The sequence below is a fragment of the Candidatus Streptomyces philanthi genome, assembly GCF_059553635.1.
This window is the reverse complement of record NZ_JCANQV010000025.1, coordinates 18,679-32,514: the sequence shown is the minus strand read 5'-3', so window position 1 is coordinate 32,514 and position 13,836 is coordinate 18,679. Positions and strand designations below refer to the sequence as shown.

General features: G+C 73.9%; 12 protein-coding genes. 5 read left to right on the top strand and 7 right to left on the bottom strand.

The window, feature by feature from the left end:
- From AC51EU_RS05695 to AC51EU_RS05685, 3 genes are all read right to left on the bottom strand, one after another.
- On the bottom strand, positions 1 to 513 hold a 513-nt coding region (locus AC51EU_RS05695), incomplete at its 3' end, for a SulP family inorganic anion transporter (RefSeq protein WP_496265541.1).
- A 16-nt stretch (positions 514 to 529) separates the two neighbouring features.
- A complete protein-coding gene (locus AC51EU_RS05690; protein ID WP_496265540.1) occupies positions 530 to 1,129 on the bottom strand; it encodes a carbonic anhydrase in 600 nt (199 codons plus the stop codon).
- 88 nt (positions 1,130 to 1,217) lie between these two features.
- A complete protein-coding gene (locus AC51EU_RS05685; protein WP_496265539.1) occupies positions 1,218 to 1,625 on the bottom strand; it encodes a hypothetical protein in 408 nt (135 codons plus the stop codon).
- Positions 1,626 to 2,408: 783 nt separating this feature from the next.
- Between AC51EU_RS05685 and AC51EU_RS05680 the strand changes: the two genes are divergently transcribed.
- The 3 genes from AC51EU_RS05680 (at position 2,409) to AC51EU_RS05670 (ending at position 5,946) form a co-directional block, all read left to right on the top strand.
- Positions 2,409 to 3,365, top strand: a complete 957-nt coding sequence (locus AC51EU_RS05680) for a hypothetical protein (protein ID WP_496265538.1) — start codon at positions 2,409 to 2,411, stop codon at positions 3,363 to 3,365.
- A gap of 191 nt (positions 3,366 to 3,556) precedes the next feature.
- Positions 3,557 to 5,008 carry an amino acid permease gene (locus AC51EU_RS05675; RefSeq protein WP_496265542.1) on the top strand — a complete coding sequence of 484 codons (1,452 nt, stop codon included), beginning with the start codon at positions 3,557 to 3,559 and terminating at the stop codon, positions 5,006 to 5,008.
- 77 nt (positions 5,009 to 5,085) lie between these two features.
- Complete coding sequence (locus AC51EU_RS05670) at positions 5,086 to 5,946, top strand: GNAT family N-acetyltransferase (RefSeq protein WP_496265537.1); 861 nt, start codon at positions 5,086 to 5,088, stop codon at positions 5,944 to 5,946.
- A 31-nt stretch (positions 5,947 to 5,977) separates the two neighbouring features.
- On the opposite strand, the gene AC51EU_RS05665 is transcribed toward AC51EU_RS05670, so the two are convergent.
- A complete protein-coding gene (locus AC51EU_RS05665; RefSeq protein ID WP_496265536.1) occupies positions 5,978 to 6,658 on the bottom strand; it encodes a FadR/GntR family transcriptional regulator in 681 nt (226 codons plus the stop codon).
- Between the two features lie 105 nt (positions 6,659 to 6,763).
- On the opposite strand from AC51EU_RS05665, the gene AC51EU_RS05660 reads away from it, so the two are divergent.
- Positions 6,764 to 7,999 (top strand): MFS transporter, encoded by a 1,236-nt coding sequence (locus tag AC51EU_RS05660; protein ID WP_496265535.1) that lies wholly within the window; start codon positions 6,764 to 6,766, stop codon positions 7,997 to 7,999.
- Between the two features lie 77 nt (positions 8,000 to 8,076).
- Here AC51EU_RS05660 and AC51EU_RS05655 read toward each other — a convergent pair whose 3' ends face one another.
- The 3 genes from AC51EU_RS05655 to AC51EU_RS05645 all read right to left on the bottom strand — a co-directional run bounded on the left by AC51EU_RS05655 (position 8,077) and on the right by AC51EU_RS05645 (position 10,903).
- Complete coding sequence (locus tag AC51EU_RS05655) at positions 8,077 to 9,129, bottom strand: L,D-transpeptidase family protein (RefSeq protein WP_496265534.1); 1,053 nt, start codon at positions 9,127 to 9,129, stop codon at positions 8,077 to 8,079.
- Between the two features lie 290 nt (positions 9,130 to 9,419).
- Entirely contained in the window at positions 9,420 to 10,586 is a 1,167-nt protein-coding gene (locus AC51EU_RS05650; protein ID WP_496265533.1) for an NAD(P)/FAD-dependent oxidoreductase, read from the bottom strand.
- Positions 10,583 to 10,903 carry a bifunctional 3-phenylpropionate/cinnamic acid dioxygenase ferredoxin subunit gene (locus tag AC51EU_RS05645; RefSeq protein ID WP_496265532.1) on the bottom strand — a complete coding sequence of 107 codons (321 nt, stop codon included), beginning with the start codon at positions 10,901 to 10,903 and terminating at the stop codon, positions 10,583 to 10,585. Before AC51EU_RS05645 ends, AC51EU_RS05650 begins: the two co-directional genes overlap by 4 nt.
- Before the next feature lie 460 nt (positions 10,904 to 11,363).
- Between AC51EU_RS05645 and AC51EU_RS05640 the strand changes: the two genes are divergently transcribed.
- Positions 11,364 to 13,796, top strand: coding sequence for a GcvT family protein (locus tag AC51EU_RS05640; RefSeq protein ID WP_496265531.1), 2,433 nt, complete (start codon positions 11,364 to 11,366; stop codon positions 13,794 to 13,796).
- Positions 13,797 to 13,836 lie beyond the last annotated feature (40 nt).

Here is a 13,836-nt window from a genome sequence, read left to right as displayed (position 1 = left end):
GAGCGCGGCCAGCGCGTCGCCGGACCGCAGGGTGGCGGCGGCCAGGGCGGGCAGGCCGGCGAGATTGCCGAGTCCGTCGCCCGGGGCCTTGGCGCCGACGAGGGGGTAGAGCTGCCCGGCGATGAGGAGCAGTCCGATGCCGGCCAGCATTCCCTGGACGACGGCGACCGATATGGCCCGGAACCACTGGCCGACCTTCAGCGCGCCCATGAGCAGTTGGAGAGCCCCGGTCATCAGCACCAGGACCCCGAGCACGCTCAGGCCGTAGGTCCTGACGGCTTCGAGGACGAGGACGGTCAGCCCGGCCGCGGGGCCGCTGACCTGGAAGGTGCTGCCGGGCAGCAGCCCGGTCAGCAGACCGCCGACGACGCCGGTGACCAGGCCGAGTTCGGCGGGGACGCCGCTGGCGACGGCCACGCCGACGCAGAGCGGCACGGCGACGAGGAAGACGACGAGGGAGGCGGTGACGTCCGCCCGCAGGAAGGGGAACCGGTTCACGCGTAGGTGTCGCATGTCGGGTGCACCGCCGTCACAACGGGAGGAACAGGTCGGTGGCGGGCCGGTGCGAGAGGACCAGGCCGGTGTCCACCTCGTAGAACCAGCCGTGCAGGGTCAGCTCCCCGGCGTCCAGCCGTTCGCGTACGCACGGGTGTCCGCGCAGCCTGCGGAGCTGTTCGCGGACGTGCCGCTGGACGGCGGTGGCGACGGCGGGGCCGTCGTCGGGGAGTTCGTCGGGCAGATGGCGGTCGAGCCAATCGCGGACGGCCGGCGCCGAGGTCAGGTCCTCGCCGCGGACCTTGGCGCCCACCGCGCCGCAGTGCGAGTGCCCGCACACCACGATGTGGGCGACGCCGAGGACCCGGGTGGCGTACTCGATGGTGGCGGCCTCGGCGCTGGCCGCGGGGCCGTCGCCGTACGGGGGGACGGCGTTCCCGGCGGTGCGCAGTTCGAAGAGTTCACCGGGCCGGGCGCCGGTGATCAGGGACGGGACGACACGGGAGTCGGAGCAGGTGATGAAGAGGGCGAGCGGGGACTGGCCGTCGGCGAGCCGGCGGTAGCTCTCGCGCTCCTCGGGAAGGTCGGCGATACGGGCACTGCGGCCCCGGGCATGGTGGATGAACGTGTCCACGTGGAGGGTTCTCCTGCTGGTGAAGGCGCCACCGAGGGGTGGCGGGGAAGGAGTCGCGTGGGCAGGGGAGGGGGCCCGGCGGTCCGGCTCAGCAGCGGAAGACGCAGTGCAGGACGGGTAGTTCGGGCGGTACGGGAGCGGGGGCCCCGGGGCTCACCGACGGGTGACGGGCGGGGCCGGTGGTGGACGGTGCCGTGACGGGGCGGGCGAGCGCGGGGCGCTCGGGGAGCGGCGGCCGGACCAGAGCGGTGCGCGGCACGCGGTGTGTGGTGTGGCCGTGCTCCGGTTCCTGCTCGCCCCGTTCGGCACCGCCGGAACAGGGCGGGACGAGGGCCGGTGCGGCGGTCGCGGCACACGGCGCGGTGGGGGACACGAGCGGGAGTGCCGTCGCGGCGGACGCCGTGGACCCCAGGAGGAACAGGAGGATCACGGCGAGGGTGGTCACCGGTCGTGCGGCCGGGCGCGGGCCCGGCGAGGTGTTGTCCTGACGCATCATCGCCTTCCGGAGCACTGGAGGGTGGCGGGGGGCGGTTCCATGGAACCGGGCGGGTGTTACAGCGGTGTTGCCGGGAGGGATACGGGCGAGGAGTTCCCGCCGAGGGCGGGTTCGGCCGCGGACGCGGCGCTGGCGGGCGGCCGGGGTGCCGCCGCGCCGTCCGAAGGTAAAAGGCGCATGAAGGGGATGTCAACGAAGGGCAATGCATACCCTCCGTGAAGAACTGCCTGCTGGCCAAGGTTGGCGGAATCTCATTCACTCGATCGAGTGAATGAGGGATGGATGTTCCCCTTGCCGTTCCGGTGAAAATGCCAACTGTGCTTGCCGGTAGCGTAGTTGTGGTCAAGAGCGTTCCATGCGCCGGTGCCGGAAGGGGGTGGCCGGGTGCCGCCCCTCGCCCTCGCCGAAGCGGGCGGTGAACGCCGTGCGCGGATGCGCTGCGTGAGCGCCGGACCGGGTGTGCGCGCCTGTGGCCGCCCGTTTCCCGGGTTCCCCCGGACGAAGGGCATTCCGGTGGCGGGTGAATATGCCAGACGCATATCACACGCCCCCGCCGTCGGGCCGAAGTCCCGGAAGCCGTAGGGGAGTAGCCAACGGATTCCCTCGCCAATGTGCGGGGCAAAAGGTGTGGAAGACGATATTCCAGGCGGTCATTTTCGCTCTCACTTGTTGGTGAGTAGGGTGTGCCCCGCCGCCTTCGGATCGGGGGAAACGATCCGGGTGAATTCGGTGCGGATGCAATGCGAACGGGGATGATGACACCTTCGGGACCAGGAGGGGATCATGGCGGCTGGCTCATTCGAGGGGCAGTACGTATGGAGCCCGGCCGCCAATGACCGGCGGTTGGCGCAGGCGTGTGTGGATGTCCGTGCGGGCCGTTACTTCAGCGCCCGTGAGGTCCTCGCGGAGACCCGCGAGGATTTCGAACTCCGGGCCCACAGATCGCTGGTGCTCGCCTCCGAGGCCGCCGACTCGGACCTGGCGGAACGCTGGATGGCGGAGGAACCGGACCCCGAATCGGCGCTGCTGTGGGCGCGGGTGGCGATGATCCGGGTACTGCGCACGGCCGGGCGCGACGAACGGCGGCGCGACGCGCTGCTGCGCATCGCCCACACCGCGGGTGACCGCGCCTCCCGGATGCTCCCCGAGGACCCCACGCCCTGGGTCTGCCGCCTCGCGCTGGCCCCCTTCGAGCAGCCGCGGGACCCCGCCCCGCAGGGGCTGCTCACCGCGCCCACCGGCCCCTGGTACCTGTTCGCGCACATCCTGCGCCTCGACCCCTGGCACCGCGAGGCGCACCACCGCTTCCTGTCCTTCTTCTTCACCCGCAACGGCGGCTCCGCGAGCGCGAGTTGGGACGTCGCCGCGTTCCTCGGGCAGCGCGCCGACGCCACCTCGGCGCTGCGGCTGCTGCCGCTGGTCGCCCTGGTCGACGAGTACGACCCGTCCGCGCTGCTGGCCGACCGCACCTGGGAACAGCCGCAGTGGATCTCCGCGGCCGCCGGCATCTACCGGAGCTGGTTCCCGCAGGTGGCCGGCTACCGCTTCACGCCCGTACTGGACCTGTCGTACCTGGCCCACGCGCTGTTCATGGCGAAGCAGGAGTTCGAGGCGCGCGAGGTGCTGATGGCCATGGGGCCGTACGCGTCCCGGATGCCCTGGAGCGTCTTCGGGGACCCCGAGGAACAGCTGACCCGGGCGCGCCGCTCCTGCGGCCTCCCCGTCCCCGGCGTCACCTGACCCGGCGCGGGGCCCGCCGCGGGCCCCGAGGGATGTCCGGGTGGCGCGTCGGCGCGCCACCCGTCAGGCGGTGATCCCGCCGCACTCCGAGAAAGGTTGTCCTGGTGTCCGACCCCACCGCGTACCACCGTGCGGGCCCCCGTCCGCCGGCGGACCCCGATACCCTCGACGACGACGCGACGCTCCATGCGATGGGTTATCCGCGGAAACTCACCCGAAGATTCCGTGCGTTCGACAATTTCGCGATCTCCTTCACCATTATCAACATCATCTCCGGAATTTTTTCCTCCTTCGGTTTCGGGATGACCGCGGGCGGCCCGCGCATTCTCGTGTTCGGCTGGATCGGTGTTTCCGTGATGGTGCTGTTCGTCGGTGCCGCCATGGGGGAAATCGCCTCCGCCTATCCGACGAGCGGGGCGCTGTACTTCTCCGCCGGAAAGCTCGCCAAGCGCCACCGCGGCGCCTGGTCGTGGTACACCGGCTGGCTCAATTTCGTCGGACAGGTCGGCGGTACCGCCGCCACCAACTTCGCCGCGGCCACCTTCATCCAGGCGTTCATCGCCATGCAGTGGCCGTCCTACGAGCCGACGGCCCAGCAGACCGTCGCCCTCACGGCCGTGATCCTGCTGGTCCAGGCGCTGGCCAACACCTACACCGTGCGACTGGTGGCGGTGGTGAACCGGATATCGGTGTGGTGGCTGCTCATCGGCATGGTGGTGATCGTCGTCGCACTCACCGTGATCCCGTCCGAGCACCAGTCGCCGTCGTTCGTGACCCATTTCGTCAACAACACCGGTTTCACCAACGGTCTTTACGGCGGAATGCTCGGCCTGCTCGTCACCAGCTGGACCTTCACCGGGTTCGACGGCAGTTTTCACATGTCCGAAGAGACCGTGAAGGCGACGGTCAACGCGCCGCGCGGCATCATGCGCGCCATCGCCTGCTCCGCGTTCACCGGACTGATCCTCATGCTCGCCCTGATCTACGCGATCCGGGATTACGACCACGCGGCGGGCGCCGAGGCGCCGCCGGTACAGATCCTCGTCGACGCGCTCGGCGTGGGCATCGCCAAGTTCCTGCTGCTCATCGTCATCGGCGCGATGCTGTTCTGCGGTCTTGCCAACATGACCAGCAACACCCGGCAGATCTTCGCGTTCTCCCGGGACGGCGCGATGCCCGGCTCCCGCTGGTGGCACTCGGTCTCCCCGCGCACCCGCACCCCCGTCAAGGCCGTCTGGCTCGCCGCGGCCTGCCCGCTGGTGCTCGTCCTGCCGGGCTGGTGGTCGCACACCGCGTTCACCGCCGTCGTCAGCATCAATGTCGTCGGACTGTTCCTCGCCTACGGCGTCCCGATCTATCTGCGGCTGCGGCTGGACGACTTCCGGCCCGGCCCGTGGAACCTCGGCCGCTACGGCAAGCCCGTCGCCACCGTCGCCGTGATCTGGATCGTCATCAGCAACATCCTGTTCATGCTGCCGCAGGCGGCTCCGGTCACGCCCTCGACGTTCAACTACGCGCCGATCGCCCTCGCGGTGGTGCTCGTCATCGCCACCGTCTGGTGGTTCGCCACCGCCCGCCGGCGCTTCGAGGGCCCGGTCAGCTACGGCAGCCCCGACGAGGTCGCCGCCATGGACCTCATCTGAACCACGCAGCACACCGGCCGGGGTACGCACGGGCCCGCCCGCCGCGCACCCCGGCCCCGTTGAAGGGAACCACCGCCATGCACTCCGACACCACCGCCCGTCTCACCGTCACCACCGCCTCCCTGGAGGCATGGCGGGGCATCGAGGAATGGGCGGCGGACGAGCAGTGGAACCCCGGCCTGGGGGACACCGCCTGCTTCCACCCCACCGACCCCGACGGCTTCTTCGTCGGCCGTCTCGGCGACGACACCGTCTCCGCGGTCTCGGTCGTCACCTACTCCGACACCTACGCGTTCCTCGGGTACTACCTCGTCCACCCCGACCACCGCCGCAAGGGCCTGGGCCTGGCCACCTGGCGCGCCGCCGTCCCGCACGCGGGCGACCGCGTCATCGGGCTCGACGCGGTCCCCGCCCAGCGCGGCACCTACGAGCGCGCGGGCTTCACCGCGGCCCACGAGACCGTCCGCCACGGCGGACGCCCCGCCCGCCCCGGCACCACGGCCCCCGGCGTCACCCCCGTCACCCCGGCGCACCTGGCCGCGCTCGCCGCCTACGACCGGCGGTGCTTCCCGGCCGAGCGGCGCGGGTTCCTGCACCGCTGGCTGTCCGCCCCGGGCCACACCGCGCGCCTGCGCGAGCGCGACGGCCGTATCACCGGATACGCCGTCATCCGGCCCGCCCGCAGCGGACACCGCATCGGCCCCCTCTTCGCCGACACCCCCGACGACGCCGAGGCGCTGTTCGACGCGCTCGTCGCCACCACCGGCCCGGACGACGAGGTCTCCCTCGACACACCCGCCCCCAACGAGGCCGCCGTCGCCCTCGCGGTCTCCCGCGGCCTGGTCCCGCAGTCCCTCAGCACCCGGATGTACACCGGCCCGGCCCCGTCGTTCGAGCAGGAGCGGGTGTACGGGGTCACCAGCCTGGAACTGGGCTGAGCGACCACGGCGCGGGCCGCCCCGTGTCCCGTCAGCCGTGGCCGGCGCGCCAGGCGCCGGTGGCGTCGATGTTGGCGGCGGCGCTGCGGGCGGCCCGTTCCGCGTCGCCGTCGCGCAGCGCCGCCAGCAGCTCCTCGTGCCCGCGGGGGTCCGCGCCGTCGAACCCGTCCTCGTCCCAGTGGACGGTCGTCGAGCGGCGCAGGGCCGGGACGATCCCGCCGTAGAGGGTGTCCAGCAGGCCGTTGCCGGTGGCGGCGACGACGGCGCGGTGGAAGGCGTGGTCGGCCTCGGCCCAGGCATCGCGGTCACCGTCCCGCCAGGCGGCGGCCCGCCGCTCCAGCAGCGCGCCGAGCCCGTCGAGCGCGTCCGGGGTGATCCGGGCGGCGGCCAGGCGGGCGGCGTGGACGTCCAGCGCCTGGCGGACCTCCAGGACCTCGCCGGGTTCGGTGTCGAGGCGCTGGAGGGCGCCGGGCAGTTCGCTGGTGGCGCGGACGTAGGTGCCGTCGCCCTGCCGGGTGCGCAGCAGACCGGCGTGGACGAGGGCGCGGGTCGCCTCGCGCAGGGTGCCCCGGGCGACGCCGAGCTGTTCGAGCAGGGCGGTCTCGGTGGGGATGCGGGAGCCGACCGGCCAGCGGCCCGAGGTGATCTCGGTACGCAGCAGGGCGATGACGTCGTCGACGAGTACGGAGCGGCGGGCGGAGCCGAGGGCCACGGCGGTCCTTCCAGGGCGGGCGGTGCGGGGTGACACCGGGGATCTCCGTCCCAGAATACCTCTGATCATTGGACGTCAAAGGTCAGACGTTTTATGTTTGCGGTCATGTCGCCCATGTCCTCGTCCTCCCGCGTCCCCGGCGCCGTCCCGGGCGCCCCTCCCGTACACCCGCCCGCCACCCGCCGCGCGGCCGGGGCGGCCGCCCTCGGCATCGTGCTGATCGCCTTCAACCTGCGGCTGGGCATCAGCAGCGCCTCCGCCCTGCTCGACCGTCTGCGGACGGACACCGGCCTCGGGCCGCTGACCGCCGCGCTGGTCCCCGCGCTCCCCACGCTGTGCTTCGCCGCGGTCGGGGCGGCCGGCGCCGTGCTGGCCCGCCGGGCCGGCACCGAACGGGCCGTCCTGGGAGCGCTGCTGGCACTGTCCGCCGGGCTCGCCGTGCGTGCCGTCCCGCAGACCTGGGCACTGCTCGCCGGCACCCTGCTCGGCGCGGCCGGACTCGCCCTCTGCAACGTCCTGCTGCCCGCCGTGGTCAGGGCGCACTTCCCCGGGCGGGTCGCGCTGCTGACCGGCGTGTACACCACGACGATGGCGCTCGGCTCGGCCGTCGCCGCCGCCGCGGCGGTGCCCGTCGCCGACCTGCTGGGGTCGCCCTCGGCGGGCCTGGCGGCCTGGGCCCTCCCGGCGGTACTCGCCCTCGTGGTGTGGGCGGCGCGGCCGGGCGCCTGGCGCGGCCCGGAGGGGAGCGTCGGTGGTACGGCGGTCTCGGCATGGCGCGTCGGGCGTACCCGGTTCGGGCTGCTGGTGACCGTGTTCTTCGCGTTGCAGTCCCTCAGCAGCTACGCGGTGATCGGCTGGCTGCCCGGCATCCTGTCCGACCGGGGCATGGACGCCGGGAGGGCCGGAACGCTGCTGGGCCTGGCGCTGCTGGTGGGTATCCCCTCGACGTTCGTCCTGATGCCGCTCACCAGGAGCGCGGTACGTCTGCGGGCCGCGTTCGCCGCCGTCGGCGCCGCGCTGGTGGCCGGATACGCGGGCCTGCTGTGCGCCCCGCTCGCGCAGCCCGTCCTGTGGGCCGTGCTGACCGGTTTCGGGCTGAGCGCGTTCCCGCTGGTCCTGGCCGTCATCGGGGCCTGGGGGCGCAGCGCGGCGGAGACCGCGGCGCTGTCGGTCTTCTCCCAGAGCGCCGGCTATCTGGTGGCCTCGGCCGGACCGTTCGGCGCGGGCCTGCTGCGCGACGCCTCCGGCGGCTGGACGCTGCCGCTGGCCGTGCTCATCGCGCTCGCCGTCGTCCAGCTGCTCGCCGGGCTGGCCCTGACGACGCGTACGGCGCGCGCCTGACGCCGCGCCGGGCCCCGGAACGACGAAGGGTGCGGCCCGGCGTCCGCCGTACCGCACCCGCCGTCAACCGGCTCCGGTCACTTCAGCGCGCTGCGCTGCTGCCACTGCGGCCAGGTCTCCTGCCAGACCTCCAGGCCGTTGCCGACGTCCGTCTTCTCGCGGTTGGTGGTGCCCCGCACCTCGACCGTGGAGCCGATCGACAGGAAGTCGAAGGCGCGCTTGGCGTCCGAGGTGGTCATACCGAAGCAGCCGTGGCTGTTGTTGACGACGCCGATCGAGTTGTTCCAGGGGGCGGAGTGGAGGAAGGTGCCCGACGCGGTCAGATGCGTCACCCACTTCGCGTCCAGCATCCACTGGTCGCCGTAGCCGATGGTGGAGGAGTCCATGGTCTCCGCGGCGTTCTTGCTGCGGACGGTGTGGATGCCGCCCCGGGTGGGCGCCTGGGGAGAACCGGCCGAGCCGCGGATGGTGCCGACCGGGCGGCCGTTCTCGTACATCGTCATGAGGTGGTTCGGCACGTCGATGACGGCCTTGCGGTCGGCGCCTATGGTGAAACCGAAGTCGTAGTCGCGGACGAACCAGCCGCCCTCGCCGGAGTCCAGACCCGTCAGCCCGCCCTTGACGGAGACCTTGGTGCCGGACGGCCAGAACTCCTTGGGCCGCCAGTCGATGCGGTCCTTGCCGGAGTAGTCGGTGACCCAGCCCCAGGCGCCCTCGACCTTCGGCTGCGTGGTGACCTTGAGCGCCTTCTCTATCCCGGCGCGCCGGTCCTTGGCTATGTGGTTGTCGAAGAGGATCGATATCGGCATGCCCGTGCCCACCGTCTGCCCGTTGGAGGGAGTGATGGTGACCTTGTTGACCTTCGCCGCCTCCTGGGCGGTGAACCGCGAGGTGGCGGTGGACTCCTTGCCCCCGTCGGACTTCGCGGTGGTGCGGACGGTGTAGGCGGCGCCCGGACGGACCTTGCCGTCGGAGGTCCACGACGTCCCGTCACCGGAGAGCTTCCCGGGGACCTTGGCGCCCTTGTCGTCCTGGGCGTCCACAGAAACGATCCTGCCGCCGTCGGCCTTCACGGATATCGGGGAGCCGAGCGCGGCCGCCTTGGTGCCCCCGGCCGGGGTGACGGTCACCTTCGCCGCGGGCCCCTCCGCCGCGGACCCGGCGCCCGACCCGCACGCGGTCAACAGGGCGGCCGACAGCAGAAGGGGAATCGATCGGACGGCATGGCGGCGTGGTGCGGCGTGCACGAGCTTCCTCCAGAGCAGAACAGGTGGCCGTGGCGGAGCCCGGCCCGGGTGGCCGTGACCACCCGGGGAATGCGTGTCCCCCGCCACCAAGACAGATGGTTTTTGCACGCACATGGTTGTCCTCGGACCTTGATGAGATGTGACACGTTTTGGTATCGGCCGGACCCCGGCGGTCAGCGTGCGCCCTCCCCGGCCGCGCGGGCCAGCGCCCGGCGCTCCCGCTGGAAGGACCGGGGCCGGTTCCACGCGAGCACCGCCGTGGCGCGCCCGCCGCGCTCGTAACGGACGAGGAGACTGCGGTCGTCCGGCGAACCCTCCACGATGCGCGGGACGTCCGCGGGCAGCCGCCGCCCGGCGAACTGGAGGCGCACGCCGTACTGGTCGGACCAGAAGTACGGCAGCGCCCGGTGCACGGCGACGGTACGGCCGGCGAGCAGATTGCGGGCCGCGACCCCGGCCTGCTCCACGGCGCTCGTCCAGTGCTCGGCGCGGACCCCGGCCACCCGCGCCACATCACCGGCGGCCGCCACCGCGGGCACCGGCGTCAGGCAGCCCGGGCCGCACCGCACCCCGTCGCCGAGCGGCAGCCCGGAACCCGCCAGCCAGTCGGTATGCGGACGGACACCGATGCCGACGACGACCACATCCGCCGGCAGACGCCGCCCGTCGTCGAGGACGACGGCGGTCACCCGGCCCGAGAGACCGGCCGCGAGCCGGGCGACACCGTGCCCGGTCAGCAGCCGGACGCCGCCCGCGGCGTGCAGCCCGGCGCAGAGCCGCGCCATCTCGGGGCCGAGCGGCGCCACCAGCGGCAGCGCGGCCGCCTCGACGACGGTGACGTCATGGCCGAGGGCCGCGCAGGACGAGGCGGTCTCGGCCCCGAGGAAACCGCCGCCGACCACCACGACCCGCACCGGACCGTGCGACAGGTCGTCACGGAGCGCCCGCGCGTCGTCGACGGTGCGCAGGGTGTGCACCCCGCGGCGGGCCGGGCCGGGCAGGCGGCGCGGTGCCGCGCCGGTGGCGATGACCACCCCGTCGGTGACCAGCCGCCGGCCGCCGTCGAGCAGCACCGCGCGGGCGGCGGTGTCCAGCCCGGTGGCGCGGGTGCCCGTCAGCCAGCGCGCCCCGAGCCCGTCGAGCTCCGCGCCGTCGGCCAGCGCCAGGTCGTCACGGCCGGCCGTCCCGGTGAGGAAGCCCTTGGACAACGGCGGCCGGTCGTACGGCGGGTGGGGCTCGTCGCCGACGACGACCAGCCGCCCGTCGTATCCCTCGTCCCGCAGCGCGCGGGCGGTGTGCAGCCCCGCGAGCGAGGCCCCTACGACGGTCACCGTCCTCATGCGGCGGTGCCCTCACCGGCCGTGTGGTGCACATGGATCACGCCGTCCTCGACGGTGACGCGGTGGGTGCGCACCGGGCGCCGCGCGGGCAGCCGGACCGGGGCGCCGGTGCGCAGGTCGAAGGCGGCGGAGTGCAGCGGGCACTCGACCAGGCAGCCCTCCAGCCAGCCGTCGGCGAGCGAGGCGTCCTGGTGGGTGCAGGTGTCGTCGATGGCGTAGAGCGTGCCGTCCGCGTTGAAGACGGCGATCGGAGGTACCGTGTCGAGGCGCACGGACTCCCCGGCGGGGAGGTCTTCGAGGCGGCAGACGGCAATCACGGGGCACCCCTCCTACGGCTCGGGACGTCTGGCGGCGCCAGACGGAAGAGAGTTTCGCGATGTGCACGACGGAGCGCTCCGCGCAACAGAATCCCGAGCCGCGCCCGGTGCGTCAAGCGCTTCCGGCGCCGGGGGAGCGGGCCGTGCCGGCCCACCGTCAGAAGGACGCGCCACCCCCTTGACGGTGCCGCGCCACCGTCCTCACGATGTCCCTCATCGCGCAACCGGTCGTGCCCCGCGCAACACCGCCGGGGTCCGTCGTCACCCTCCCGCCGTGCGCCCGGAGGGCGGGCCCCGCGGTGTCCGGTGCGTGCGGTCCCACGGCGGACGGTCGGCGCGTACCGGGACGGTCCGACACCGCGGGGAGCGTGCGTGCCGGACGCCGCGGGGCGGGCGGAGTGTGACGACGGACCCCGGACCCGGCACGTTCCCCGCACGTCCGCCTCCCCGAAGGAGGGACATGCCTTCCGCTCCCCCTACCGGCGGCCCCGTGGTCGTCATCGGCGCCGGGATCGTCGGCTGCTCGCTCGCCGACGAACTCACCGCCCGCGGCCTGCACGACGTCACCGTCCTGGAAAAGGGCCCCCTCCCGGCCCCCGGCGGCTCCACCTCCCACGCCCCGGGCCTGGTCTTCCGTACCTCCCCCTCCCGCACCCTGACCCGCTTCGCCCGCTACACCGCCGAGAAGTTCCGCGCCCTGCGGGACGACGGCGAGCCCTGCTTCGACCCCGTCGGCGGACTGGAGATCGCCACCACCGGGGCACGCTGGGCCGACCTCCACCGCAAGGCGGGCCTCGCCGCCTCCTGGGGCGTCGACGGCGCACTCCTCACCCCCGCCGACTGCCGCGCGCTGTGGCCCCCGCTCGACGACAGCCGGATCCTCGGCGGCTTCCACACCCCCGGCGACGGGCTCGCCCGCGCCGTCCCCGCCTGCCGCGCCCAGATCGCCCGCGCCCGGAGCCGCGGCGCGCGCTTCCTCGACCGGCACACCGTCACCGGCATCACCCGCGACGGCGGACGCGTCACCGGCGTCGTCACCGACCGCGGCACCTTCCCCGCCGACCGCGTCGTGTGCGCCGCCGGGTTGTGGGGGCCGGTCATCGGCGCCATGGCCGGGGTGCGCGTCCCGCTGCTCCCGCTGGCCCACCAGTACGCCACCACCGCGCCCCTGCCCGCCCCCGGCCCCGGGGCGGGCCTGCCGATCCTCCGCTTCCAGGACCGCGACCTCTACTTCCGCACCCACACCGGCCCCGACGGCACCCGTCTGGGCATCGGCTCCTACGCGCACCGCCCGATGCCCGTCGACCCGGCCGCGCTGCCCGCCTACGACGACGCGCCCGTCATGCCGTCCTCCCTGCCGTTCACCGAGGACGACTTCGCACCCAGCCTGCGCGACGCCGCCGGCCTGATCCCCGCCCTGGCCCGCACCCGCCTCGCCGAGGGCTTCAACGGCGTCTTCTCCTTCACCCCCGACGGAATGCCGCTGCTCGGCGAGTCCCGCGAACTGCGCGGCTTCTGGCTGGCCGAGGCCGTCTGGGTCACCCACTCCGCGGGCGCCGCCAGGGCCGTCGCCGAATGGCTGACCGAGGGACGCCCCACCGTCGACGTCCACACCTGCGACCTCCGCCGCTTCGACGGGGCCCGGCTCTCGCCCGCGTACGTCACCGAGCGCGGCACCCGCGGCTTCGTCGAGGTCTACGACGTCGTCCACCCCCTCGACCCCCCGGCCGCCCCCCGCCCCCTGCGCACCAGCCCCTTCCACCCGCGCCAGCAGGCCCTGGGCGCCCACTTCCTGGAGCACGACGGCTGGGAACGCCCGCACTGGTACGCGGCCAACGCCCCGCTCGCCGGCGGGACGGGCCTGCCCGGGCGCGACGCCTGGTCCGCCCGCCACTGGTCCCCGGCGGCCGTCGCCGAGGCACGGGCCACCCGCGAGGCGGTCGCCCTGTACGACCTCACCCCGCTGCGCCGCCTCGACGTCACCGGCCCCGGCGCCCTCGCCCATCTCCGGTCCCTGACCACCCACCACCTCGACGGGGAACCGGGCACCGTCACCCGCACCCTGCTCCTGGACCCCGCCGGTGGCATCCGCGCCGACCTCACCGTCGCCCGCCTCGCCCCCGGCCACTTCCGCGTCGGCGCCACCGGCCCCGCCGACCTCGACGCGCTGCTGGCGGACGGCGCCCCCGACGGCGTCCACGTACGGGACATCACCTCCGGCACCTGCGGCATCGGCCTGTGGGGACCCCGTGCCCGCGACCTCGTCCGGGCCCTCACCCGCGACGACTTCTTCCGGCGCGGCCCCGGCGGCCCGCGGGCCCGGCGCACCCATCTCGGCCCCGTCCCCGTCACCGCCCTGCGGCTCGGCCACGTCGGCGAACCGGGCTGGGAGCTGTACACCACCGCCGACCTCGGGCTGTGCCTGTGGGACACGCTGTGGGAGGCGGGGCGGCCGCTCGGGGCGGTCGCCGCCGGGCACAGCGCCTTCGACGGCCTCCGCCTGGAACAGGGACACCCCCTCTGGGGCACGGACTTCACCCCCGAGGACGACCCCTGCGAGGCCGGGCTCGCCGCCGTCCTGCGCACCGCCCGGGACGACTTCACCGGGCGGGCCGCGCTGGACGCCCGGCGCGCGGCGGGCCCCTCCCGCGTCCTGGCGCTGCTCACCCTCGACGACCCCGGCGCCGCCGTCCTCGGCGGGGAACCGGTCCGGGACGGGGACACGGTGGCCGGATACATCACCTCCGCCGCCCACGGCAGCACCGCCGGCCGGTGCGTCGCACTGGCCCGGATGCCCGCCGCCCTCGCGGCCCCCGGCACCGCCGTCCACGTCGAGTACTTCCGGGCCCGCCTGCCCGCCACCGTCGTCCGGGGCCCGCTCACCGGCCCCTGACGCCGCGCCCGTGACGGAACCGCTCCTTCCGACACCGAGG